Consider the following 24,892-nt stretch of genomic DNA (forward strand, 5'->3'; position numbering starts at 1 on the left):
CGCCGTCGGCCTAGGCTGAAGCTATGCGCATCACATTACGCGGGCATTCCGCCATTCACGTGGCCACCATCGACGGTTCGTTGTTGCTCGATCCGGGCGTTTGGTCCGAGCTTGCCGGGGCCTTCACCGGCATTAACGCGGTGCTGCTCACCCATCAGCATGCGGACCACGCAGATCAGCCACGGATTGTGAGCGCGGTGATCGAAAATTCGATGTTGCGCGTCTATGCGCCCGACGCGTTGGCCCGGGCCCTGCGTGCGGCGCTGCCCGGCCCGCACCAGGCGCAGATTACGACGGTACAGGCCGGGGACGACTTTGTGGTCGGCGGAATCCGCGTGCGCGCCTTCGGTGGCACCCACGCCACCATTCATAGTTCGATCGAGCTGGTGGCGAACCTCGGCTACCTGCTCGGCGAGAGCGAGCTCTTCCACCCCGGTGACAGCTATCAGGTGCCCATCGGGATTCGGCCGCAGGTGTTGGCGCTGCCGCTGATGGCCCCGTGGGCAAAAATCGCGGAGACCATGGATTTTGCTACCGCGGTGGGTGCGCCGGTATGGGTGCCGATCCACGACGGGCTGCTCAACGAGCGTGGCCGCAACCTCTTTGACACCCAACTATCGACCCGAGCCCAGGGCTCCGGCGCGAGGCTGCGCCGACTAGAGCCGGGCACCAGCTACGAACTTGCACAGATCGGAACGGACGCATGAAACCACTAATTTCGGCCTCCGAGCTGGCCGCACGGCTGGCCGAGCCCACGTTAGTGCTCCTTGACGTGCGCTGGGTGCTGGGCCGCACCGACGGCAAGGCGCACTATGCCGCACAACACATTCCCGGCGCGGTGTTCGTCGACCTAGACACCGAACTGTCGGGGACCACCACCACCACGCATTCTGGCCGCCACCCGCTGCCAATGCCCGCAGAATTTGAGGCGAGCGCGCGCAGGTGGGGGATCGGTCAGGATTCCTCCGTGGTAATTTACGATGATTCCGGCGCGCTGGCCGCAGCCCGCGCCTGGTGGTTACTGCGCCACGCGGATTTTGACCAGGTGGCGGTGCTCGACGGCGGATTGGACGCGTATAAAGAGCTAGGCGGACAGCTGGCAAGCGGGGAGGAAAATAACCCGCCCGGGGACGTGCAACTCAGCTGGGGCGCCATGCCGGTGCTCGACTTTGCGCAGCTAGAGGGTTTTACCGGCACGCTGATCGATTCGCGCGCCACCGCCCGCTACCTGGGAATCGAGGAACCTATCGACCCGGTGGCCGGGCATATTCCCGGGGCGCGTAATCGGCCAACCACCGACAACCTCGACGCGCAAGCCAAATTTTTGCCACCCGCCGACCTAGCCCGCGCCTTTCAAACTCTGCAACAGGGCGCGAAAACAGCCGGGGATGACGCGCGGTTAGCCGCCTATTGCGGGTCCGGGGTGACCGCCTGCCACCAGGTGCTCGCCGGCGCCCAGGCCGGGCTTCAGATCGCGCTCTACCCGGGCAGCTGGTCACAATACTGTTCCTACCCGCAGGCGCCAGTCACCACCAGCGATGAACAACACCGTCACTAACCGAAAGGCCCTTTATGAGCACGCTCTTTAGCAAAATTATTAACGGAGACATCCCGGGACGCTTTATCTGGTCCGATCAGACCTGCGTCGCGTTCCTTTCCATCGGACCGCTGCGCGATGGCCACACCCTGGTGGTGCCGCGCGCGGAGATCGACGAATTTACCGACGCGGACGACGCACTGCTCACGCACCTGAACCTGGTGGCGGTGAAGATCGGCCGCGCGCAGAAACGTGCGTTTAATGCGGCGCGTGTCGGGCTGATGATCGCCGGTTTTGAGGTTCCACACCTGCACGTGCACGTCTGGCCGACCAATTCGCTAGCCGACTTTGACCTGTCCAACGCGGCGGTCAACCCGGATCCGGCACGCATGGATGAGAATGCGGCCACACTGCGCGCGGCCTTGCGTGAAGACGGCTACGCGCAGTTCGTCCCGGCCGACTAGGCGCACCCTACAGCGCCGCCAGCGAATCCTTAATCGCCTTGCGGATGCGCTTCTCGCTGACCGAATACGCGGTACCCAACTCTTGGGCAAACAGCGAGATGCGCATCTCTTCGAGCATCCACTTCACCTCGCGCAGCCCCGCCGGAGTGCGAGCTCCCTCGGGGACCTTGGCCAGCGCCGCGTCGTAGTCATCCTCTAATTTCTGGATCACCATCAGCCCGTGGCCATCCCTGGTCACCGCCCCGGAGGTGAGCTTGGCCAGACGTGATTCGATGCCTTCCAAATAGCGCGGCAAGCGCATCAGGTGGCCGGCCCCGGTTGCGGCGATAAACCCTGGGTAAATGAGCTGTTCCAGCTGCGAGCGAATGTCGCTGACCGCGGCAAACATCGCCAGCGACTTGGTCGACTTCAGCGCGGTGTGTACCCGGGTTGCGGAGCCAAACACCTTGGAAATGACCGCGGTGATCGCAAAAACTGTGTCGATTTGCTCGGCGCGCACCGTTTCAAACAACTTCTCAAATCCGGCACGATCCATCGGCAGTGCCTCGGGGACCAATTTGTCCACCGCGGCCATCGTGCAATCGGCGATCAGCTCATCGATCGAACCATGCGGATTTTGGCTAAAGGCCAGCCGCTCGGCATTATTCAGATGCCCGATGACAAACTTTGAGGCGGCCGGCAGGCGCAGCATCAGCAAACGGATAATTCCGCCGCGATGTGCGCTGTCGCGTTCGGCGGAGCTGCGATAAACGCTCAGGCTCACATCCTTGCCGGTATCCACCAACCCCGGATAAGCGGTAATTTCCTGCCCCATCACGGTGGTGGTGACCTTTGTCGGCAGTACGTCCGCCTGAGTGTGCAGCGCCGGCCAGGCGGTTAGCCCATGCTGATCCCACTGGCCGGAAGATCCGGAAGATTCCGAAGACCCGGCAACTGCCGAAGCCTGCGCCCCCTTCGCGCCCTGGACATTTTTGCCCTTCGCGCCAGCCTTACCGGCAGCACCAGTCTTACCGGCAGCACCAGTCTTACCGGCCGCCGGGGCCGCCGGTCGAGCGGAGCTAGGGGAGTTGACCCCACTGGCCAGCGCCGCCCGGTTCGCCGCCGCCAACTTATACTGCAACGCGGCCAGGTCATCGCCTCGTCCAAGCACCGTGCCGGCCGAGTCAACCACCTCAAAACCGAAGCGCAGGTGCGCTGGAAGCGTGGAAAAATCAAACACGCCCGGGTCCACCACAATGCCGCCCAAACGGCGCAGCACCAGCGCTAAGGATTGCGCCAAATCGTCGCTGTCCGGGTCAAAATCGGCCTCCAACATGGTGAGCGCACGGCCGGCCACATCGGGAGCCGGAACAAAGTTCTTGCGAATCGCCTTGGGCATCGAACGAATCAACGCGGTGATCAGTTCGTGGCGCAGCCCCGGGATCAGCCAGCTAAAACGTGCCGGATCCAACTGGTTCAAGAACACCACCGGAACCTGCAGCGAGACGCCGTCACCCTCGGGCCCGGTAGCCGCCGGGTTGTACTCATAAGACAGCGGAAGCGCGATGGAACCGTGGGACCAGGTGCGCGGGAACGCGGTCTCATCCAACTGATCTGCATCCGAGGCAAGCACCGCCGCCGGATCAAAGTCCAGTAGCCCAGGATCGGCGGCCGCCGCACGCTTATACCAGCGGTCAAAGTGCCGCTCGGAGACAACATTTTCGCCCAGACGCGAGTCGTAGAAGTCGAAGAGGTCCTCATCGCTAATGCGCAGGTCATGACGGCGCATCCGGGTTTCGAGCTCTTCAACTTCGGCAAGCACCGCCCGGTTGCGGGCGAAGAACTTGTGGTGGGTACGCCAATCGCCCTCTACCAGGGCGTGGCGGATAAACAGTTCGCGGGCCAGCGGCTGATCCACCCGCCAGTAGTGCATGCGACGCTTGGCCACGATCGGCAGCCCGAAGAGCGTGACCTTCTCGTAGCCCATCACCGAGCCCATTTTTTTGGACCAGTGCGGCTCCGAATAACTGTGCTTGAGCAGATTCGGCGCGAGTTCCTCCACCCAGGCCGGGTCGATGACCGCCGCGGTGCGCGCCCACAGCCGAGAGGTTTCCACCAGTTCGGCGGCCATCACCCAGGTCGGTGACTTCTTAAACAGGGCAGATCCCGGGAAGATCGCGAAGCGCCCGCCACGTGCCCCCTGGTAATCGCGTTTGCGTTCATCATAGAGCCCGATGTGCCCCAGCAACCCGGCCAGCAGCGACTTGTGGACCTGATCCTCGTTCGCCGCCGGGTCAATCGGTGCGGCGGCCACGGTAATCTGCAGCGACTTGGACAGCTGGCGCAGCTGGGTGAACAGATCCTGCCACTCGCGCACCCGCAGGTAGTTAATGTGTTCGGACTTGCACAGCCGGCGAAACGCCGAGGAAGACAGCTCTTTTTGCTGTTCTTGGAGGTAAGCCCAGAGGTTCAGCAGCCCGATGAAGTCCGACTTTTCGTCGGCGAAGCGCTTATGCAGCAGCGCGGCTTTTTCGCGCTGCCCGGTGTCTTCGCTGGGTCGTTCGCGCGGATCTTGGATGCTCAGCGCGGCAGCCAGCACCATCAGTTCCTTAGCCACCGAACGGTTCGCGGATTCCAAAATCATCCGGCCCAACCGCACATCGAGCGGAAGCAACGCGAGTTTGCGTCCCACATCGGTCACCACCGCGCGCTTGTCTTCGCTCAGCGCCCCGAGCTCGCGCAGCAGGTTCACCCCGTCGGAGATCGCCCGCGCGTCAGGCGGCTGCACAAAACCGAAGTTTGAGACCTCGGCGGCGGTGGCCACCACACCCATCGAAATCATTTGCAAGATGACACTTGCCAGCGAGGTGCGCAGAATTTCCGGGTCGGTAAATTCCGGGCGCGACTCGAAGTCTGCCTCGGAGTACAGCCTGATCGCGATGCCCTCCGAGACACGCCCACAACGCCCCGAACGCTGATTAGCGCTGGCCTGGGAGACCCGTTCGATCGGCAGCCGCTGCACCTTGGTGCGGTGGCTGTAGCGCGAGATGCGCGCGGTGCCGGTGTCGATCACGTACTTGATGCCGGGCACCGTCAGCGAAGTTTCGGCCACGTTGGTTGCCAAAATAATGCGTGGCGCGGCCCCCGGGTGGAAGACCGCATGCTGTTCGGTCAGCGAGAGCCGGGCGAACAGAGGTAACACCTGGTAGCGCGGCAACTTTTTGTTTGCCACCACCAGCGCGCGTAACGCGTCGGCGGCATCGCGAATTTCGCGCTCCCCGGAGAAGAAGATCAGGATATCCCCGGGCGCCTCGTTTGCCAGCTCACGCACCGCGTCGGTGACCGCGTCCAACGGATCACGGTCATCTTCGAGCGAATTAGTGTCCTCGTCGGATAATTCCTCGGTGGATGCCTCCAGCGGACGGTAGCGGATTTCGACGGGGAAGGTACGCCCGGAAACCTCGATGATGGGCGCGGGGTCAACCTCACCGGAGTCCAGGAGTGTGCCAAAGTGTGTGGCAAAACGTTGTGGGTCGATGGTCGCGGAGGTGATGATGAGTTTAAAGTCCGGCCGTTTAGGCAGAATTTCTTTCAGGTAACCGAGCAAAAAGTCGATGTTCAGGCTGCGTTCGTGCGCCTCATCGATGATGATCGCGGAATACTTTTTGAGCAGCTTGTCGCGCTGGATTTCTGCCAGCAGGATGCCGTCGGTCATCACCTTCAGCTGCGTTTGGCGGGAGACTTCGCCGGTGAAACGCACGTGGAAGCCCACCTCGTCGCCGATCTTGGTGCCCAGCTCCTCGGCGATGCGCTCGGCCACGGTGCGTGCGGCGAGGCGGCGCGGTTGGGTATGCCCGATCATGCCATTCTGTGCCAGCCCGAGTTCCAGCAGCATTTTGGGTAGCTGCGTGGTTTTACCGGACCCGGTCTCGCCGGCGATGATCACCACCTGGTTTGCGCGGATCATCTCGATGATGTCCTCGCGACGCGCGGATACCGGAAGGGTTTCGGGATAAGAAATGCTGATGGCCATGATGATCCCATTCTATGGCCCGATGCTCAGCAACGCCGACTTCGGGCACCGCAGGCCGTGCGAGGCCCCCGCTCGCGGGATAAACCGTTGATTTGTGTCACATTTGCGGGGCTGTCAATTTTTCGTTCCGTCCAGTGTCCCGCGCCCAGTTTCGCGAACGAAGATACGGATTTGCCTGAGGATCGGCGCAAATCGTGCAGTTGTGCGCGTTAGGGGGCGATTGTGGGGTTAAACGTCTTTACTCACCTCGGGTTTGAAGCCTAGGTGAGGTCGTTCACATGTAAGATCGTGGGTAATCACCTGCACGTGGTTCGGGTAGTTCCCGCTCCGGTTCGTCTTCGCTGACGGGCCGGTTACCGAATCGGTCGGGCATGGGGACATCACTCGCATATGGGAACTTGTTGAAAGGAACACCATGAAGAGCTTCACCGCTTTGAAACTTGTTGCACTTGCCGCCTCCGGCGCGCTGGCACTGACCGCTTGTGGCGGCAGTACCGGGGAGGAAGCCGCAGGCAACGGCGCCGCTGCGGAGGGGCCGGTCAAGATCGGCACCATCCAGTACGTTTCGCACCCGTCACTGGACGCAGTCACCAAGGGCTTCAAAAAGGGTATGGAAGAAGCTGGGTACACCGGCGACAAGATTTCCTACGACGACAACAACGCCCAGGGCGATCAGGCCACCAACGCCTCGATCGTCGGCAAGCTCGCCTCAGATTCGGACATCGATCTGGTTCTCGCGATCGCCACCCCATCGGCTCAGGCTGCGGCGCAGTCGATCACCAGCATTCCGGTACTCTTCTCCGCCGTCACCGATCCAGTGGACGCGAAGCTGGTAGCTTCCAACGAGGCACCGGGCGCAAATGTCACCGGCACCTCGGACAAGAACCCGGTGAAGGAACAGCTCGAACTGCTCAAGCAGATCTCCCCAGACGCCAAGAAGGTCGGCATCGTCTACTCCTCGGGCGAAGCGAACTCCGCCGTTCAGGTCCAGTGGGCCAAGGATGCGGCCGCGCAGCTGGGCCTAACCATCGAAGAGTCGGCAATCTCCGCTCCCTCGGAAGTACAGCAGGCGGCTAACTCGCTAGACGTCGACGCGTTCTACGTGCCCACCGACAACGCCGTAGTTTCCGCGTTGGAAGGCCTGCTGCAGACCGCACAGACCAAGAAGATCCCGGTGATCGCCGCCGATGGTGATTCGGTCAAGCGTGGCGCTACCGCCACCTTCGGCATCAACTACGAGAAGCTCGGCGTGCAGACCGCAAAGATGGCAGACAAGATCCTCAAGGGTGAAGCAAAGCCTGCCAGCATGCCGGTAGAAACGCTGACCGAGGTTGACCTGTACCTGAACGAGACCGCAGCGAAGAAGATCGGCCTTGAATTCCCAGCGGAGCTCAAGGATCAGGCGATCGAAACCTACTAGGGCTTTAGCACTACCCACCATCGAATGAGGCGAGGCGCGAGAAATTAACGCCTCGCCTTCTTCGTGACCTATGAACTTTCTTACCACTCAAGGATCCACAAATGATCACAGCGGTTGAACTCGGGCTGATTTACGCGTTGATGGCGCTCGGGGTATATCTGACGTTCCGCATTCTGGACTTCCCGGACCTGACCGTCGACGGCAGCTTCACCACCGGTGCCGCGGTCGCCGCGGTAGGCATCGTGAACGGAATGAATCCGTGGCTGGCCACCGCGTTGGCCTTCTTAGCCGGCATGGTCGCCGGGGCGATCACCGGTCTGCTGCACACCAAGGGCAAGATCGACGGCCTGCTCGCCGGTATTTTGACGATGATCGCGCTCTATTCGATCAACCTGCGCATTATGGGCAAGGCAAATACGCCGTTGCTGGGCGAAGACACGCTGATCAGCCCCTTGCGTGCGGCCGGAATTCTCGGCTCTGCCAGCTCGGTGCTGATCCTCTTCGCCGTCGCGTTGCTCTTTGTGGCCGCGATCGTCTGGTTTCTGCACACCGAGATGGGCATGGCCATGCGCGCCACCGGCGATAACCACGAGATGATCCGCTCCTTCGGTGTCTCCACCGACAACCAGAAGATCCTCGGCCTGGCATTGTCTAACGGTTTTGTGGCGCTTTCCGGTGCGGTGATCGCCCAGTACCAGGGCTTCGCCGACGTGGGCATGGGTATCGGCGTGATCCTCATTGGTTTGGCCTCGGTGATCGTCGGTCAGGCAATCTTCACCCAGCGTTACATTTGGCTGGCCGCGGTGGCCGTCGTCTTCGGTGCGGTCATCTATCGCCTGGTCATCCAGTTTGCGCTGGTCGCCGGCCTGGAGGTCAACGACATGAAGCTGATTTCTGCGGTGCTGGTGGTCGTTGCGCTGCTGCTTCCCAAGTGGAAGGGCTTCCAGAAAATTATGAAAAACTTCAAACGCAAGGACTCGGACGCCGAACCGATCACCGAAGAGGTGCGCAGCAATGCTTGAAATTAAGAACCTGTCACGGACCTTCTTCCCCGGAACGGTCAACGAGCGCAAGGCGCTCCGCGATATCAACCTCTCGCTGGGCTCCGGCGAATTTGTCACCGTCATCGGCTCCAACGGCGCCGGTAAATCCACGGTGCTGAACATGGTCGCTGGCAAGCTGTACCCGGACACCGGTTCGGTCACCGTCGACGGTAAAAACGTCACCCGGATGGCCGATTACCGCCGTGCGAAGTACATCGGCCGGGTCTTCCAGGATCCGATGGCCGGCACCGCGCCGACGATGAGCATCGAAGAGAATATGGCGCTGGCTCACGCCCGCGGCCGATTCCGTGGACTGAGCATGGGAGTGAGCGCCAAGCGTCGGGAGCTGTTCGTCGAAGAGCTCAAGTCCTTGGAGCTCGGGCTGGAAAACCGGCTGAAAACCAAGGTGGGGCTGCTCTCCGGTGGTCAGCGTCAGGCGCTGAGCCTGCTGATGGCCACCTTCTCGAAGCCGAAGATCCTGCTGCTTGACGAGCACACCGCGGCGCTTGATCCGCAGCGTGCGGCGCTGGTTTCCCGGCTGACCAACGAGATCGTGCAACGCCACCGGCTCACCACGCTGATGGTCACCCACAATATGGAGCAGGCGCTCGCGCTGGGCACCAGGTTGATCATGATGCACGATGGGCAGATCATTCTGGATCTGGACCAGGAGGCGAAGTCCGCGATGACGGTCAAGGGGCTGCTCGGCGAGTTCGAGAAGATCAAGGGCGCGCAGCTCGATGATCGCACGATGCTTCAGTAAGGTCGCTTGGGTAGTTTTGCCCGTGCAGTATTGCTAGCCGCCGGTGTTCCCTTCGTTTGACGGGATTCACCGGCGGCTTGCTGCGTTAACCTGCCGATCTTTGGGTTGAAGGCGCCGCGCCGTACTACTGTGGAAGTCGAAACCGCTGGGCCAGAACAAGCACGGCAGGCCGGGCAGATCAAGCAAGGGCAGACAGGCGAGGGTAGATGGCACGCACACAGATTCCGGTCATCGGGTTAACCGGGTATTTAGGCGCCGGAAAAACCACGCTGCTCAACCATTTGCTGCGCACTCCCGGCGCCCGGATCGGCGTAGTGGTCAACGACTTTGGGGTGATCAACGTCGACGCGGGACTGATCACCGGGCAGGTGGATGCCGCCGAGTCGATCGCCGGCGGCTGCGTGTGCTGTCTGGATGACTCCGGGGGATTAGACCAGGCGTTGGCCACGCTTGCGGCCCCTCGGCTGCGACTGGATGCGATCATCATCGAGGCCAGCGGGGTGGCCGAACCCTTGGCGCTCGCCCGGCTGATTCGTTTCAGTCAGGCAAAAAATGTGCGCCCCGGCGGGCTGATCGAGGTGGTGGACGCGGCGAACTACTTTGACACGGTGGATACCCACGATCAACCACCTGCACGTTTTGAAGCCGCCTCGCTGGTGGTGCTGAACAAGATCGACCTGCTCGAGGGCAGCGAGCAAGACCACGAGGCTCAGCTGGCGCGCATCGCGGCGCGGATCGCGCTACGTAACGGGCAGCTGCCATTGATACGGGCCCGGCGTGGGGCGATCGACCCGGATCTGGTCTTCGATGTGGCCCTGGCAGAAGATCCCGAGGATCAGCTACCGCTGGGCGCACTGCTGCGCGCCGAACATGGATCGCACACCCACCAGCATGCGGCGGCGGTGACGGTGGACGCGCCGGAGCCGATTTCCGCGAGCGCGCTGGTCGATCTGCTTGAACGCCCGCCGTCCGGGGTGTACCGGTTGAAGGGAATTGTGCCGGTGGCTACCGCGCGTGGCGCAAAGTGGTGGGCGGTGAATCTCACCGGCCGGCAGATCCATGTGGCCAGCCATCGGGCCAGCGATCGGGCCAGCAACCAACCGGGGCTGGTGGCCATCGGTGTGGGGATCGATGAACAGGCGGTGCGCGCGGTGCTGGAAACCGCGGTGCAACCAAGCGGGGCGGCGGATGCTGCGGGAATGCGTCGGTTACAACGCCACGCACGGCTCAGCGCCTAGCCCAGCCGGGTGCAACCGGGTGCAGCGCGGTGAGATCTGGCGGCAGCGCGGTAAGATCGGGCGCTGGAAAAGGGTAAAGAAAAAGGCCCCGCAGCGACGCGGAACCTTTTTGCTGGTGCCCCTGAAAGGAATCGAACCTTCGGCCTTCTGCTCCGGAGGCAGACGCTCTATCCACTGAGCTACAGAGGCGTGTTGCTAAGCAACAGGAAAAATACTATCAGGTGACCGCGGCATCTGCGCAATCCATCCGGGCCGCACGCGGCGGTCAAATGCCTACAGCATCACAAGCGGTTATGTCATGAATGCCTAAGAAGCGCACGAAAAACCGCTATTCTTGTACGGTGACTCCTGAAGAACTCTCCGCTGCCATATCCGCATGCCTTTCGCAGGCCGTAGCCGCCGGCGAAATCGCCGTCGAAGTACCCGACACCGTACGCGTCGAGCGACCCAAAAGCCGTGAGCACGGCGACTGGTCCACGAACATCGCGCTGCAACTGGGCAAGAAGGCGTCCATGGCGCCGCGCGACTTCGCGGCCATGCTGGTGCGACGACTTTCCGAGGTTGAAGGCATCGGCGGCGTAGAGATCGCCGGGCCTGGCTTCCTGAACATCACCCTTGATACCGCCGCGGCCGGCGAGCTGGCGCGCACCATCGTGGAGGCGGGGGAGAACTTCGGCCACAACCAGGCGCTGACCGGTCACGTGGTGAACATGGAATTTGTCTCCGCGAACCCCACCGGACCGCTGCACATCGGCCACACCCGCTGGGCCGCGCTGGGCGATGCGATCGCCCGCGTACTTCGCGCTTCTGGCGCACAGGTCACCAGCGAGTACTACATCAACGACGCCGGCAACCAGATGAACGTGTTCGCGCGTTCGGTCTACAACCGCATGCACGGCCTGCCGGTTCCCGACGGTGGATACCCGGGCGAGTACATCAAGGAGCTGGCGGACATTGTGCTGCGCGAAGCTCCACAGCTTGCCGAGCAGGACGAGAAAACCGCGCTGCCAACACTGCGCGAACTTGCTTACACCGCGCAGCTGGCAGATATTAAGTCCACGCTGGCAGACTTCGGCGTGAACTTCGACGTCTTCTTCTCCGAAAGTGCCTTGCACGATGGCGGGGCGGTGGCCGACGCGGTGGCACGCTTGCGCGCACAGGGCCACATCTTCGATCTGGAGGGCGCGGTCTGGCTGCGCACCACCGACTTCGGCGATGACAAGGACCGCGTGCTGATCCGCGCGAATGGCGAACCAACCTACTTCGCCGCCGACGCCGCGTACTACCTGTCCAAAAAGGATCGTGGCTTCAGCGAAAAAATCTACCTGCTGGGTGCCGATCACCACGGGTATGTGAACCGGCTCAAGGCCATCGCCGCCTGTGCGGGGGATGACAAGGACAAAAATATCGAGGTGCTGATCGGACAATTGATCAGCGTTAATGGTGCAAAGCTGTCCAAGCGTGCCGGCAACATCATCGAGCTGCGCGATCTGATCAACTGGATCGGTGCCGACGCGCTGCGTTATTCGCTGGCGCGCTACCCGGCCGATTCGCCGATCGCACTGGACCCGGAACAGCTGAAGAAGAACACCAACGACAACCCGGTCTTCTACGTGCAGTACGCTCACGCACGCTCCTTCGGCGCCTCGGCCAACGCGCAGGCCAAGGGTGTGACCCGCGCATCCTTCGACGCCTCGCTGCTCACCGATCCGAGCGAAAACGAATTGTTGGCGGTGCTCGGCCAGTTCCCTTCGGTGGTTGCCGGCGCCGCGCAATCACGCGAACCACACCGCATCGCCCGCTACCTCGAACAGGTCGCCGGCGCGTACCACTCCTGGTATGCCGCCACCCGCGTCACCCCGCTGGGGGACGAGCCGGTGCAAGAAGTACACCACACCCGGTTGTGGCTCAACGACGCGACCACCCAGGTTTTGGCCAACGGACTGTCACTGCTGGGCGTCTCCGCGCCCGAGAGGATGTAATTTTATGACCGCTTCACCGCTGGCTCCGGCCTGGCTCTCTTTCCCGACCGACGTCAACGCCCTGCGCGAGATCCAGTGGGCCGCCGGGGTTTCCCGGGATCCCGCCGGTGAGCTTTCGGTGCAGGGGCTGGGCGTGAGCGCCCTCGCCAAGGAATTTGGGACGCCGCTGTTTGTCATGGACGAGGATGACTTCGCCGCGCGCGCCCGGGGTTTTAAGACCGCGTTCGACGCAGCGTTTAACCAGCTGTGCGGGGGCGTCGACGTGTACTACGCCGGCAAGGCGTTTTTGTGCACCTCCGTGGCCCGCACCGTGATCAACCAGGGCTTGCGCCTGGACACCTGTTCGGGTGGCGAACTTGCCGTGGCCGCGGCCGCCGGGGTGCCGGGGGCCAAGCTCTCGCTGCACGGCAACAACAAGTCGGTCGCTGAAATCACCCGGGCGCTGAACATGGGTGTGGGGCGCATCGTGATCGACTCGCTCGATGAATTAGAACGCGTGATTCTGATCGCCACCGAACTTGGGGTGAGCGCACCGGTGATGCTGCGGCTGACCCCCGGGGTGCACGCCTCCACCCATGAGGCGATCGCCACCGCGCACGAGGACCAGAAGTTCGGGCTCTCCATCCAGCCCGGCGCCACCGGTACCTCGCCGGCCATGCAGGCGATCGCCCGCGCCATCGAAGCCCCTGCCATCAACCTGCTCGGTTTGCACGCGCATATTGGCTCACAAATTTTTGAGTCCGACGGTTTTGCGATCGTCGCCCGCACGATGCTGGGCATTGTGGCCCAGGTGCGTGAAATCCATTCGGCGAGCCTGCCCGAGCTGGACCTAGGCGGCGGTTATGGCATCGCCTACACCGAGGCGGACACCCCCTCCACCCCGGCGATCCTTGCCGGGCAGATGGCCGAGGTGGTCGCGCAAACCTGTCAGGAACTCGCGCTGGATTGCCCGCGCATCTCGATCGAACCGGGACGTGCGATCGCAGGCCCCTCGACCTTCACCCTGTACGAGGTGGGCGTGCGCAAGGACGTCAACGTCGAGGATGGTTCCGGGTCCACAAGCCCGCGGCGCTATGTGTCGGTGGACGGCGGGATGAGCGACAACGCCCGCCCGGTGCTCTACGACGCGGATTATTCCGCGGTGCTGGCCAACCGTATGACGCAAAACGACGCGATTATTTCTCGCGTAGTTGGGAAACACTGCGAGTCAGGTGACATAGTCGTGAAAGACGTTTACCTGCCCGACGACGTAGCCGCCCAAGATTTGCTGGCGGTTCCGGGCACCGGAGCCTATTGCTGGGCGCTGTCTAGCAACTACAACTATCTGACCCGTCCGGCGGTAGTTGCGGTGGCCGACGGCGCAGCCCGTTTGATCGTGCGCAGGGAAACCGAATCCGATTTGTTGGCCCGTGACATGGGAGTTTAAGTGAGCGGTGAAAAAAGCCTGAAGGTCGCACTACTAGGTTGCGGCACGGTGGGTGCCCAGGTGGCACGAATCCTGATCGAGGACGGTGGCGCGCTGGCGGCCCGCAGCGGCGCCAGCTTGGAATTGACCGGGATTGCCGTGCGCAACCTGGAAGCCAAGCGTGATGTGCAGCTCGACGCGAAGCTCTTCACGCTCGACGCCGAGGCGCTGATCGATTCCGCCGACGTGGTCATCGAACTGCTCGGCGGGATGGAACCGGCCGGGGCGTATATCGAACGTGCGCTGGCCCGCGGGGCGAGCGTGATCACCGGTAATAAGGCGTTGATCGCCGCCCGCGGTGCCGCGCTCAACGCCGTGGCCGCGTCCACCGGCGCGCAGCTACGCTACGAGGCAGCGGTGGCCGGCGCAATTCCGATCCTGCGTCCGATCGCCGATTCGCTGGCCGGAGACCACATTAACAAGGTCATGGGCATCGTCAACGGCACCACAAACTTCATCCTCGACGCGATGGATTCCACCGGTGCGGCCTTTGACGACGTGCTCGCCGAAGCTCAGGCGCTGGGTTATGCCGAGGCCGATCCCACCGCCGACGTGGGCGGGCTCGACGCCGCCGCGAAGGCAGCAATCCTCGCCTCGCTGGCCTTCCACACCACCGTCTCCTCGGATCAGGTGCACACCGAAGGCATCACCGAGGTGTCGGCCGCCGACGTTACTGCTGCCGCCGCCGCCGGATATGTGATCAAACTTCTGGCGATCGCGGAAAAGCTTGAGGCGGGCATTTCCGTGCGCGTGTACCCGTCGCTGATCAAAAGGGATCACCCGCTGGCCTCCGTACGCGGCGCGTTCAACGCGGTGTTTGTGGAGGCAGAAAATGCTGGCGACCTGATGTTCTATGGCGCCGGCGCCGGGGGAAACCCGACCGCCAGCGCGGTTATGGGCGATGTTGTTGCGGTGGCCCGTCAGCTCTCTGCCGGGGCCCCGCTGCCTCATGGTTCGGCTGATAGCGCGGCGCAGTTGATCGATTTCTCCGCGATCAGCACCCGCTACTGGATCGGTTTGACCGTTTTTGACGAGCCCGGGGTGCTCGCCCGGATCGCTGCGATCTTTGGCGAACATGGGGTATCGATCGAATCCATGAACCAGCAGGCTGCGCTCGGCGACGGTCCGGCCGCGCTGCGCATCCTCACCCACCGGGGCACCGAAGCTGCTCTGGCCTCCACCGTCGCCGCGCTCAAGGCGCTGGACGCGGTGGACACCGTTCTATCCGTAATGCGAGTTGAAGGAAACTAACATGGCTCATCAGTGGCGTGGAGTCATCCGCGAATATGCCGACCGTCTGCCGGTCGATGAGAACACCCAAGTGGTCACGCTGGGCGAAGGTGGCACCCCGTTAGTCTTCGCCCCGGCGCTTTCGCAGCTCACCGGTTGCCAGGTGTACCTCAAGGTTGAGGGGATGAACCCCACCGGGTCGTTCAAGGACCGTGGGATGACGATGGCGATGACCGCCGCGGTGGCCGCCGGCGCGAAGGCTGTCGTCTGCGCTTCCACCGGTAACACCTCGGCCTCCGCCGCCGCCTACGCCACCCAGGCCGGGCTCAAATGTGCGGTGCTGGTCCCGGAGGGCAAAATCTCCATGGGAAAAATGTCCCAGGCGATCGCCCACGGTGCGGACATCATTCAGATCGACGGCAACTTTGATAACTGCTTGGATGTCGCGCGTAAGCTCAGCGAAAGCTACCCGGTGTTCCTGGTGAACTCGGTGAACCCGGCGCGCATCGAAGGCCAGAAGACCGGCGCCTTTGAAGTGGTCGACTTTTTGGGTGACGCGCCGGATTACCACGTGCTTCCGGTGGGTAACGCCGGCAATATCACCGCCTACTGGAAGGGCTACAAGGAGTACGCCGCTCCCTACACCAACCAGGCCGGGCAGGTGCTCGACGCGGTGTCCAGCAAGACCCCGATCATGTGGGGCTTCCAGGCTGCCGGGGCCGCCCCGATCGTGCTAGGTCACCCGGTCACCGAGCCGGACACCATCGCTACCGCCATTCGCATCGGCAACCCGGCTTCCTGGGAACAGGCAGAGGCGGCGCGTGATGAATCCGGCGGACTGATCGACTCGGTCACCGACGAAGAGATCCTTGCTGCACACCGCTGGCTCTCGGCGCGTGAAGGCGTGTTTGTGGAACCTGGTTCCGCCGCCGGGGTGGCAGGTCTGATCAAGCACCAGGCCGCCGGCAACGTACCGACCGGCAAGAAGATCGTCATCACGGTCACCGGCCACGGCCTGAAGGACCCGAACTGGGCCCTGCAGAATCCCGACGGCAGCACCGTAGAACCCACCAAGGTCGGCTTCGACGTGGTGGAAGTTGCCACCGCATTGGGCCTGTCCTAACCATGAAGTTCCGGCCCGCCGTGTCCTTAAAAAGGGCGCGGCGGGCCGAGTACGACCACCGGCATTTTCTCCCAAGCGCTAGCGCGCGAACCTCGAAGGAATCATGACGCAGCAGATCGCCCTGGGCCAGCAGATCATCGTGGCCCCACCGGCCACCAGCGCAAACCTCGGACCGGGTTTTGACTCGCTAGGTCTGGCCCTGGAATACCGCGACCGGCTTACCATCCGCACCGCGCAGCACAGCCGCGTCACGCTGCTCGGCGAGGGCGCGGACACCCTCCCAACCGATGAGTCGCACCTGATCATCGCGCAGATCCATAATTACTGGAAGGCGCGCGGTTTTGCGCCGGTGGGCATCGAACTGCACGCGGAGAACAACATCGCTCACGCCCGCGGTATGGGATCCTCCGCCGCGGCCATCGTCGCCGCCTTTGCCGCCGCCGACGCGCTGCTACCGGCGTCAGCCCAAGGTGGGATTGACGCGATTTTCCAAGCTGCCGCCGCCTGGGAAGGACACCCGGATAATGTGGCGCCGGCGGTGTTCGGGGGATTGAGCATTTCCACGACCAACGCCGATGGAAGCTTTAGCTCCGTGCAGGTTCCGCTGCACCCTGCGGTGCGCGCGGTGCTCGCGGTGCCATCTAACGGATTGTCTACCGAGGCCGCGCGCGGGGTGTTGCCCGCCCAGATCGAACATGCAAAGGCCGCCGCAAACTCCGCCAGCGCCGCCTTGCTGATTCACGCGCTGAGTAACGACCCGGCCGTGCTTTTGGCCGGTACCCGTGACTACCTGCACCAGGATTACCGGGCGGTGGCGATGCCGCAAAGCGCGGCGTTGCTCGCGGCTTTGCGCGAAAATTCCTTGGCCGCGGTGATTTCTGGTGCCGGGCCGACGGTGCTGACCTTGGTCGCCGACGAGGCCGGCGTGCAGGCCGCACGCGCGGTCATCGAGTCCTTCGCCACAGATTCTTCGGTGCAATGGGACATCAAAGTGCCTGCGTTGGCATCGAACGGTGTTACAGTAGAAGTGCTGTAACACTCAAGGCAGACCGGATTGCTAAGCGCACTGCGCTGTAGCGAATCCACTTGGCCAGTGTTGACCGGAGGAAACGCGGGTTCCGCAATTCTCTTCGTCCAGCCCTTCCGGATCTTTTCTGCAGTTCACAGCACCCTTGATACCCCTTTTTTGTGCACGCTTGTGCCCGGAGGTATCTACCCATTAAGTCCAGCGTTCGCCTCAGGCATTCTATGTGCCGTGAGCGGCTTGGACGGTGTCACAACCACTGTTTACCGGCGGTGGCACCTCATATAAACGGCACAGTGGGTCTGTTTGAACCAGCCCATCCTACGAGTCAGAAGGAACTTTCGTGACCGAAACCACAAGCCTCAACGAAGGCGTGGACACCAAGACTTCCGAAACCAAGAGCGCCGGCCTGGCCTCTTTGAAGATGACCCAGCTCCAGCAGCTGGCCTCCCAGCTCGGCATCACCGGCGGCTCGCGCATGCGCAAAGCCGACCTGGTGAAGTCCATTGGCGATCATCAGCGTGGCGGCTCCATTGCCGCGAAGGACGCAGCTAAGGAATCGGCTAAAACCGCTTCGGCACCTGCTACCCAGCAGACCGAAACCGCACAGGCTCCGGCGAAGTCCGAGACCAAGGCACCGGCCAAGGCCACCCGCGGTCGTCGGGCACCGAAGGCAGCCGAAGCGCCAGCAGCAACCGAAAACGTTGCCGTGACCGAAGCCCCGGCCCCAGCCGCGCAGCAGGCCGAAAAGCCTGTGCGCGCTCGTCGCACCTCGCGCCGCGTGACCGATTCGGGCAAGATCAACGCTCCGGCATCGGCCGAAAACACCGAAGCTGCCCAGGCGTCACAGGCACCGCAGACCGAGCAAGCGCCACAGGCTGACGCAGAGCCGGTTCGCGCTACCCGTCAGCGTCGTAATTCACGCGCCAAGGTTGAGCAGCCAGAAACCAGCGAAAACACCGGCTCTGAGGCGCAAGCACCAGCTGAGCAGGCTACTTCGAACGGTGCTGCCGAGACCGAGCAGTCCGGTGAGGCACGCGATGAGCGTCGCGAACGTGGCAACCGTCGCGATCGCAACTCGAACCGTCGTGAACGTAATAACGACCGCAACAACGATCGCAATGCTGATCGTAGTGCTGAGCGTAACGACGAGCAGGGCGGCCAGGATTCCGAGGATCGTTCCAACGATCGCAATGATCGCAACGATCGCCGTGAGCGTTCCAACGAGCGTCGTGAGCGTAACAACGACCGCAACAACGATCGTAATAACGACCGTAATGCTGAGCGTAACGATGAGCAGGGCGGCCAGGATTCCGAGGATCGTTCCAACGATCGCAACGATCGCCGTGAGCGCTCCAACGAGCGTCGCGAGCGAAACAACGATCGTAATGAGCGCAACGAGCGAAACAACGACCGTAATGACCGCAACGAGCGTACCAACGATCGTAACGATGAGCAGGGCGGCCAGGACTCCGAGGACCGCTCCAACGATCGCAACGACCGTAATGCAGAGCGCACCGAGCGTAACCGCAACCGTCGCGAACGCAACCGCAACGACCGTAATGATCGCGGGGACCGGAACGACCGCGGTGACCGTAACGATCGTAATGATCGCAACAACCGCAACCGTCGCAACCGCCGCGATGACCTGGACGAGCCACAGCTGAGCGAAGACGATGTCTTGCTGCCGGTGGCAGGCATCCTGGACGTGCTGGAGAACTACGCGTTCGTCCGCACCTCCGGCTACCTGCCAGGTACCAACGACATCTACGTGACCCTGGGCCAGGTGAAGAAGTACAACCTGCGCAAGGGTGATGCGATCGTCGGCGCCGTGCGTGCGCCGCGTGATGGCGAGACCCCGAACCCACGCCAGAAGTTCAACGCGCTGGTGCAGTTGACCTCGGTGAACGGCAAAAAGCCTGAAGACAATATGGAACGCGTCGAGTTCAACAAGCTCGTTCCGCTGTACCCGACCGAGCGCCTGCGCCTGGAAACCGATCCGAAGCTGGTCGGTCCTCGTGTGATCGACCTGGTCGCTCCGATCGGTAAGGGCCAGCGTGGTCTGATCGTGTCGCCTCCAAAGGCCGGTAAGACGATGATCTTGCAGGCTATCGCGAACGCGATCACCGTCAACAACCCAGAGGTGCACCTGATGATGGTGCTCGTGGACGAACGTCCCGAGGAAGTCACCGACATGCAGCGCACCGTCAAGGGTGAGGTTATTGCCTCCACCTTCGACCGTCCGGCCGATGACCACACCACCGTCGCGGAGCTCGCCATCGAGCGTGCCAAGCGCCTGGTGGAAATGGGCATGGACGTCGTGGTCCTGCTGGACTCGATGACCCGCCTGGGCCGTGCCTACAACCTGGCAGCCCCTGCCTCCGGACGTATCCTGTCCGGTGGTGTGGATTCGGCCGCGCTGTACCCACCGAAGCGTTTCTTCGGTGCCGCACGTAATATCGAAAACGGTGGCTCGCTGACCATCTTGGCTACCGCACTGGTGGAGACCGGGTCCAAGATGGACGAGGTCATCTTCGAGGAGTTCAAGGGCACCGGCAACATGGAGCTACGCCTCTCGCGCAAGCTCGCCGACAAGCGCATCTTCCCAGCGGTCGACGTCAACGAGTCGAGCACCCGCCGTGAAGAGCAGCTGATGAGCGCCGAAGAGGTGCGCATCATGTGGCGTCTGCGCCGGATGCTCTCGGGCATCGAACCACAGCAGGCACTGGAAGTACTCACCGGAAAGATCCGCGAGACCGGATCGAACGCTGAATTCTTGATGTTGGTCAACAAGACCACCCCCACCAAGGATTAGCACCGCTGACCGCCATGGCGTTCAGGCAGTTGGCATTCACGCCGACCGCCTGGACGCCATCGGCGCGTCACACCACTTAGACTTTGACTTAGAGAGTCCGCGACACACGATCCGTGAGCCGGGCACCGCAGAACAGGAAGAACAGCGATTATGTTTGAATCCGTCAAGACGCTACTTCAGGAGCACGCCGCGATTCAGGCGGAGCTCTCAGACCCAGCGGTTTACGCCGACCAGGCTAAGGCCCGCAAGCTCGGCCGGCGCTCGGCGCAGCTCAACGGTATCGTCGACGCATATAACCGCTGGAAGTCGGCGACCGAAGATCTGGAAACCGCCCAGGAAATGGCCGACGAGGACCCGGATTTCGCCGAGGAAGTCGCGAGCCTGCAGGTCACCTTGCCGGAGCTGGAAGAAAAGCTTCGCCGGCTGCTGATCCCACGCGACCCCAACGACGCACGCGACGTGATTCTAGAGGTCAAGGGTGGCGAAGGCGGCGACGAGGCGGCGCTGTTCGCCGCAGACCTGCTGCGCATGTACACCCGCTTCGCCGAGCACAAGGGCTGGAAGGTGGAGATGATCTCCTTCAACGAGTCCGATCTGGGCGGCTACAAGGACGCCCAGGTGGCGATCAAGGGCAAGTCGAATGATCCGGCCGAAGGCGTCTACGCGCAGCTGAAGTTCGAGGGCGGCGTGCACCGCGTGCAGCGCGTGCCGCAGACCGAGTCCCAGGGCCGCATCCACACCTCGGCCGCCGGCGTGTTGGTGCTGCCCGAGGTGGACGAGCCCGAAGAGGTCGACATCCACGCGAACGATCTGAAGGTCGACGTGTACCGTTCCTCGGGCCCCGGCGGGCAGTCCGTGAACACCACCGACTCCGCGGTGCGCCTAACCCACTTGCCTACCGGCATCGTGGTGGCCATGCAGAACGAAAAGTCGCAGATCCAGAACCGTGAAGCCGCGATGCGTGTGCTTCGTTCGCGTTTGCTGGCCCACCAGCAGGCCATCATCGACGAAGAGAACTCGGCCGTGCGTGCCAGCCAGATCCGCACCATGGACCGTTCCGAGCGCATCCGCACCTACAACTACCCGGAAAACCGCATCGCCGATCACCGCACCGGGTACAAGGCGTACAACCTTGACGCGGTGATGGACGGCGAATTGGCGCCGGTGATCGAATCCTGCATCCAGATGGATGAAGAAGAGCGCCTGGCAGCGCTGGGCGAGCAGTAAGCGCCAGCGGATTCTTGTGGAGCAACTGAATACCGCCCGGCGCACCGCCGCCGCGCAACTTAGCGAAGCGGCGGTTCCCTCGCCGGGTGTTGATGCGGACCTGTTACTGAGTTTTGTGACCGGCGATAGCCGTGCGGAGCTCAAACTGCGCGAACTGCGCGGGGAGAGCCTCACCGAGGGGCAGTACGCACAATATCTGGACCTTGTGAATCGGCGTGCGCAGCGTATTCCGTTGCAACACCTGACCGGTGAAGCGTATTTTCGCTACCTGACGCTGAAAGTTGGCCCCGGGGTCTTCTCTCCGCGTCCGGAAACCGAAACCGTGGTGCAGGTCGGACTGGACTTCCTCGGCGATGTACAAGGTTCACGCTGTGTAGATTTGTGTTCGGGCTCCGGGGCGATCGCCGCGGCGTTGGCCACGGAACTTAGATCAGCACAGGTGTGGGCGGTGGAACTATCCGACGAGGCCATTAGCTACACCCGCGCAAATTGTGAGCCCTATGGGGTCACCGTGCTTCATCAGGACGCCTCGGCGCTACCGCAGCAATTGCACGGCAGCATCGACCTGGTGATCTCCAACCCGCCCTACATTCCGCCTCATGCGGTGCCACGCGAACAAGAAGTGCGCGAGCATGACCCGCAGATGGCGCTCTACGGTTTGGGCGAGGACGGGCTGCAGATCCCGCGCTTAGTTTCCGCGGAAGCCAAACGCCTGCTGCGCGGCGGGGGACTCTACGTGATGGAACACGCCGAGGTGCAAGCCGCAAGCGCCGCGGCCATGCTGATCGAACTCGGATTCACACAGGTTACTGGACACCTTGACCTCAGTGGTCGTCCGCGAGCCACCAGCGCGCTGGCCCCGCTGACCTAATAACCGTTCAACGCATGAAAGAATAAACCCGTGAGCACAACATACTTGGTTAGCACCGAAGCGCAGCGCGAGGCAGCGATCGCCGCAGCAAAAGCCACCTTAGGTGAGAAGCGTTGCATCGTGCTGCCCACCGATACCGTGTACGGGATCGGCGCCGACGCGTTCAGCCCTCAGGGGGTAGCGATGCTGATGGCGGCCAAGGGGCGCTCACGAAATATGCCACCTCCGGTGCTGATCGCACAGGTCGCCACCATGGATGGGTTGGCCCGCGACATCCCCGATGACGCGCGCAAACTTGCCGACGCTTTCTGGCCCGGTGCGCTGACCCTGATCCTGCCCGCTCAGCCCTCGCTGACCTGGGATCTGGGGGAGACCCGCGGCACCGTCGCGCTGCGTGTACCCAACGATGAAACCGCGCTAGAACTTTTGCGCGCCACCGGACCGCTGGCGGTCTCCTCGGCAAACCGCACCGGTCAGCCGGCTGCCACCACCGTAGAAGAGGCCATCGCCCAGTTGGGTGACAGCGTTGAGGTGTACCTCGACGGCGGCTCGCGTGCCACCGACGAGGCGGAAAGCACCTTGCCCTCGACCATCGTCGATGCCACCGGGGACACCCTGGTGGTGGTGCGCGCGGGAGCGATCGACATCGACGAGCTGCGCGTGGTAGTGCCCAATATTCTCCCCGCGAAGCCTGACACGCCGAATCAGGACGCATGAGAAGCTACGTCGTACTGATCGCGTTTAGCTTCGCGACCGCATTTTTGCTCACCCCGATGATTCGTTCGGTGGGAGAACGCTTTATCCGCGGACAACTGGTGCGCGAACGCGACCAGCACCAGGCACCGATCGTGAAATTTGGTGGCCTGGGCATCATGATCGCCTTCGGCGCGGGACTCTGGCTGGCCAGCCAACTAAGTTTCTTCTCCGGGGTCTTTGAGAACTCGGACCCGCTGCGTGGAGTCGGGATCGCGCTGATCCTGATCGCCGTGCTCGGCCTCTGGGACGATGTCGGAGATCTGCGCTGGTACTATAAGGCCGCCGGCCAGGTGGTGATCGGCATCGTGATCGCCGCGCATGGGCTAGTGATCCGATCCTTGCCGGTAGGTACCTGGCGAATCGAAGAACCGTGGGTGCAAGGCGCCCTCACGGTCTTTCTGGTCGTGCTGACAATGAACGCGATCAACTTCTCCGACGGGCTCGACGGACTCGCCGCCGGGCTCGCAGCCATCGGCGCGGCCACCTTCTTTATCTACTCCTACATCCTGGCTACCCATGTAAGCGCCGATGACTACGCCAATGTCGGCGCGCTTCTTTGCGCATTGTTACTCGGCGCTTGTTTGGGATTCTTGCCACATAATTTTAACCCCGCGAATATCTTCATGGGGGAGACCGGGGTGCTCACCATCGGGCTGATTCTCTCGGTCTCTGCAATTGCCGTCACCGGAGACGTGCAGGGGCTGGACGCGCACCGCTTCCGCAACGTGCCGGCCTATATGCCGATGGTCTTGCCGATGGTGATCGTCTTCTTGCCGGTGCTCGATCTGAGCCTGTCGGTGGTGCGCCGGCTACTCAACAAGCGCTCACCGTTCTCACCTGACTCCAAGCACATTCACCACCGGATGCTCTCCCAAGGCCACTCGGTGCGCAAAAGTGTGGTGTTGCTCTATGTTTGGGCCGCTTTGGTTGCTGCCACGGTGGTTTTGATCGCGTTCATCCCGCTTGCGGTGTTGATCCCAATCATTGTAATTCTGGTCATTGGCGCCGCTTTGCTGACCTGGTGGCCGTTGGTCTCGGTTCGTTTTGTGAATCTGCGAAGAAGGCTTGACAAGTAATTCCCAAGCAATCAGTTTCTATCTCGTGTAGAATTCATTACGGATCATCTCCCAAGTAGTTTTATACTGCGCGGGGGTAATGAGTTTCATCAGCATTATTCGGTTGCAGATAGATCTTTGACAGCGAACTAGAGGGAGAGTGCGGCCATGAATTCACATTCGGCTCGCGTTGTCGTCTCTGCCGCTCCGAAATCCATCTGGCTACCAATTCTTGGTATCTCCATGCTGTACTCGTTGATCGCAGCGGCCGCATTTTTCCTGATTTCGTGGTTGTTTGCAGATTTGCGATATGCACTGTCCGGGGCTTTAGCTTACGGCTTAGTGATCGGCTTTTTCGCCGTCAGCATTTTGATTGCTGAGGCCGCCGGACGATTCCGCAGCACGTGGGCCATGCCCGCGTTTCTGGGAACTTTCGTCATCAAGGTATTTGGTATTGCCTTCTTGCTGTTGAACCTGGGATTGCCTGACTGGGTCAATCGACAGGGATTCGTGCTTGCAGCTGCAGTCAGCCTCGTTGCCTGGCAGACCGGTGAGATTCGTGCCTTTATGAAGACACGTCTTGCCATCTACAACGAAGCATAGACATAGTGCCACCAGTCTTTAGGTCTGGGGCGAGCTGTGAGTTTGATAAGCTTACTACGGGTCATTTTTGGTGGGTTGCTTAACGGTGATCGGCCGTCTATGACTGGCATCCTTGGGGCAACCTGAGGATGGCACTTCATCAGCGTCGATGCGTTTCGCAAAAACTCCGATGTAACCCGTTTGATTTTTTCTTCACACGGTGAGAGGCAGTTACCGCCAGTCACCGCCTTTTGCCCGTGACCGTTACTGCAGAGAGGACAGCGC

Annotated in this window: 19 protein-coding genes and 1 tRNA gene; 18 read left to right on the forward strand and 2 right to left on the reverse strand. The window is 62.2% G+C overall.

The window, feature by feature from the left end:
* Positions 1-23: 23 nt before the first annotated feature.
* From ACX5K5_RS05620 to ACX5K5_RS05630, 3 genes are read left to right on the forward strand one after another with little or no spacing between them, the layout of a single operon-like run.
* Positions 24-707 (forward strand): MBL fold metallo-hydrolase, encoded by a 684-nt coding sequence (locus ACX5K5_RS05620; protein ID WP_096256420.1) that lies wholly within the window; start codon positions 24-26, stop codon positions 705-707.
* The gene (locus tag ACX5K5_RS05625; RefSeq protein WP_443458786.1) at positions 704-1,558 is read left to right on the forward strand and encodes a sulfurtransferase; all 855 of its coding nucleotides are present in this window, start codon (positions 704-706) and stop codon (positions 1,556-1,558) included. Before ACX5K5_RS05620 ends, ACX5K5_RS05625 begins: the two co-directional genes overlap by 4 nt.
* A 14-nt stretch (positions 1,559-1,572) precedes the next feature.
* Positions 1,573-2,001 (forward strand): HIT family protein, encoded by a 429-nt coding sequence (locus ACX5K5_RS05630; protein ID WP_443447520.1) that lies wholly within the window; start codon positions 1,573-1,575, stop codon positions 1,999-2,001.
* Between the two features lie 7 nt (positions 2,002-2,008).
* Here the strand turns inward: ACX5K5_RS05630 and hrpA are convergent, their stop codons facing one another.
* Positions 2,009-6,013, reverse strand: coding sequence for an ATP-dependent RNA helicase HrpA (gene hrpA / locus ACX5K5_RS05635; RefSeq protein WP_459175144.1), 4,005 nt, complete (start codon positions 6,011-6,013; stop codon positions 2,009-2,011).
* Positions 6,014-6,428: 415 nt separating this feature from the next.
* On the opposite strand from hrpA, the gene ACX5K5_RS05640 reads away from it, so the two are divergent.
* From ACX5K5_RS05640 to ACX5K5_RS05655, 4 genes are all read left to right on the forward strand, one after another.
* On the forward strand, positions 6,429-7,433 hold the full coding sequence (locus tag ACX5K5_RS05640) for an ABC transporter substrate-binding protein (RefSeq protein ID WP_096256424.1): 1,005 nt from the start codon (positions 6,429-6,431) through the stop codon (positions 7,431-7,433).
* Positions 7,434-7,534: 101 nt separating this feature from the next.
* A complete protein-coding gene (locus ACX5K5_RS05645) occupies positions 7,535-8,455 on the forward strand; it encodes an ABC transporter permease (protein ID WP_096256425.1) in 921 nt (306 codons plus the stop codon).
* On the forward strand, positions 8,448-9,239 hold the full coding sequence (locus ACX5K5_RS05650) for an ABC transporter ATP-binding protein (RefSeq protein ID WP_096256426.1): 792 nt from the start codon (positions 8,448-8,450) through the stop codon (positions 9,237-9,239). The genes ACX5K5_RS05645 and ACX5K5_RS05650 overlap by 8 nt, the downstream gene beginning before the upstream one ends.
* A 206-nt stretch (positions 9,240-9,445) precedes the next feature.
* Positions 9,446-10,477 carry a CobW family GTP-binding protein gene (locus ACX5K5_RS05655; protein ID WP_188686572.1) on the forward strand — a complete coding sequence of 344 codons (1,032 nt, stop codon included), beginning with the start codon at positions 9,446-9,448 and terminating at the stop codon, positions 10,475-10,477.
* A gap of 113 nt (positions 10,478-10,590) precedes the next feature.
* Here the strand turns inward: ACX5K5_RS05655 and ACX5K5_RS05660 are convergent.
* Positions 10,591-10,666: transfer RNA gene (locus ACX5K5_RS05660), tRNA-Arg, on the reverse strand.
* Positions 10,667-10,818: 152 nt separating this feature from the next.
* On the opposite strand from ACX5K5_RS05660, the gene argS reads away from it, so the two are divergent.
* The 11 genes from argS to ACX5K5_RS05715 all read left to right on the forward strand — a co-directional run bounded on the left by argS (position 10,819) and on the right by ACX5K5_RS05715 (position 24,628).
* Positions 10,819-12,459: an arginine--tRNA ligase gene (gene argS / locus ACX5K5_RS05665; protein WP_096256428.1), complete on the forward strand. Its 1,641-nt coding sequence runs from the start codon at positions 10,819-10,821 to the stop codon at positions 12,457-12,459.
* A 4-nt stretch (positions 12,460-12,463) separates the two neighbouring features.
* The gene (lysA, locus tag ACX5K5_RS05670; protein ID WP_459175145.1) at positions 12,464-13,885 is read left to right on the forward strand and encodes a diaminopimelate decarboxylase; all 1,422 of its coding nucleotides are present in this window, start codon (positions 12,464-12,466) and stop codon (positions 13,883-13,885) included.
* The gene (locus ACX5K5_RS05675) at positions 13,886-15,175 is read left to right on the forward strand and encodes a homoserine dehydrogenase (RefSeq protein WP_188686567.1); all 1,290 of its coding nucleotides are present in this window, start codon (positions 13,886-13,888) and stop codon (positions 15,173-15,175) included.
* A gap of 1 nt (position 15,176) precedes the next feature.
* Positions 15,177-16,277: a threonine synthase gene (gene thrC, locus ACX5K5_RS05680; RefSeq protein ID WP_096256431.1), complete on the forward strand. Its 1,101-nt coding sequence runs from the start codon at positions 15,177-15,179 to the stop codon at positions 16,275-16,277.
* A gap of 103 nt (positions 16,278-16,380) precedes the next feature.
* Positions 16,381-17,313: a homoserine kinase gene (thrB, locus tag ACX5K5_RS05685; protein WP_096256432.1), complete on the forward strand. Its 933-nt coding sequence runs from the start codon at positions 16,381-16,383 to the stop codon at positions 17,311-17,313.
* 331 nt (positions 17,314-17,644) lie between these two features.
* A complete protein-coding gene (gene rho / locus ACX5K5_RS05690; protein WP_443460002.1) occupies positions 17,645-20,116 on the forward strand; it encodes a transcription termination factor Rho in 2,472 nt (823 codons plus the stop codon).
* A gap of 150 nt (positions 20,117-20,266) precedes the next feature.
* Entirely contained in the window at positions 20,267-21,343 is a 1,077-nt protein-coding gene (prfA, locus tag ACX5K5_RS05695; protein ID WP_096256434.1) for a peptide chain release factor 1, read from the forward strand.
* Positions 21,306-22,214: a peptide chain release factor N(5)-glutamine methyltransferase gene (gene prmC / locus ACX5K5_RS05700; protein WP_443443779.1), complete on the forward strand. Its 909-nt coding sequence runs from the start codon at positions 21,306-21,308 to the stop codon at positions 22,212-22,214. Before prfA ends, prmC begins: the two co-directional genes overlap by 38 nt.
* 30 nt (positions 22,215-22,244) lie before the next feature.
* A complete protein-coding gene (locus tag ACX5K5_RS05705; protein WP_459175146.1) occupies positions 22,245-22,931 on the forward strand; it encodes an L-threonylcarbamoyladenylate synthase in 687 nt (228 codons plus the stop codon).
* Positions 22,928-24,046 (forward strand): MraY family glycosyltransferase, encoded by a 1,119-nt coding sequence (locus ACX5K5_RS05710; RefSeq protein ID WP_096256437.1) that lies wholly within the window; start codon positions 22,928-22,930, stop codon positions 24,044-24,046. The genes ACX5K5_RS05705 and ACX5K5_RS05710 overlap by 4 nt, the downstream gene beginning before the upstream one ends.
* A 147-nt stretch (positions 24,047-24,193) precedes the next feature.
* A complete protein-coding gene (locus tag ACX5K5_RS05715) occupies positions 24,194-24,628 on the forward strand; it encodes a hypothetical protein (protein ID WP_096256438.1) in 435 nt (144 codons plus the stop codon).
* Positions 24,629-24,892: the final 264 nt, after the last annotated feature.

This window comes from Glutamicibacter bergerei (genome assembly GCF_054495185.1).

Bases quoted from the DNA above. Each gene is read 5' to 3' on its own strand.
- ACX5K5_RS05650 (WP_096256426.1), top strand. From the start codon at position 8,448: ATGCTTGAAATTAAGAACCTGTCACGGACCTTCTTCCCCGGAACGGTC.
- ACX5K5_RS05640 (WP_096256424.1), top strand. From the start codon at position 6,429: ATGAAGAGCTTCACCGCTTTGAAACTTGTTGCACTTGCCGCCTCCGGC.
- ACX5K5_RS05630 (WP_443447520.1), top strand. From the start codon at position 1,573: ATGAGCACGCTCTTTAGCAAAATTATTAACGGAGACATCCCGGGACGC.
- ACX5K5_RS05645 (WP_096256425.1), top strand. From the start codon at position 7,535: ATGATCACAGCGGTTGAACTCGGGCTGATTTACGCGTTGATGGCGCTC.
- thrC (WP_096256431.1), top strand. From the start codon at position 15,177: ATGGCTCATCAGTGGCGTGGAGTCATCCGCGAATATGCCGACCGTCTG.
- ACX5K5_RS05655 (WP_188686572.1), top strand. From the start codon at position 9,446: ATGGCACGCACACAGATTCCGGTCATCGGGTTAACCGGGTATTTAGGC.
- prmC (WP_443443779.1), top strand. From the start codon at position 21,306: ATGAAGAAGAGCGCCTGGCAGCGCTGGGCGAGCAGTAAGCGCCAGCGG.
- ACX5K5_RS05620 (WP_096256420.1), top strand. From the start codon at position 24: ATGCGCATCACATTACGCGGGCATTCCGCCATTCACGTGGCCACCATC.
- lysA (WP_459175145.1), top strand. From the start codon at position 12,464: ATGACCGCTTCACCGCTGGCTCCGGCCTGGCTCTCTTTCCCGACCGAC.
- ACX5K5_RS05625 (WP_443458786.1), top strand. From the start codon at position 704: ATGAAACCACTAATTTCGGCCTCCGAGCTGGCCGCACGGCTGGCCGAG.
- ACX5K5_RS05715 (WP_096256438.1), top strand. From the start codon at position 24,194: ATGAATTCACATTCGGCTCGCGTTGTCGTCTCTGCCGCTCCGAAATCC.
- hrpA (WP_459175144.1), bottom strand. From the start codon at position 6,013: ATGGCCATCAGCATTTCTTATCCCGAAACCCTTCCGGTATCCGCGCGT.
- thrB (WP_096256432.1), top strand. From the start codon at position 16,381: ATGACGCAGCAGATCGCCCTGGGCCAGCAGATCATCGTGGCCCCACCG.
- ACX5K5_RS05710 (WP_096256437.1), top strand. From the start codon at position 22,928: ATGAGAAGCTACGTCGTACTGATCGCGTTTAGCTTCGCGACCGCATTT.
- prfA (WP_096256434.1), top strand. From the start codon at position 20,267: ATGTTTGAATCCGTCAAGACGCTACTTCAGGAGCACGCCGCGATTCAG.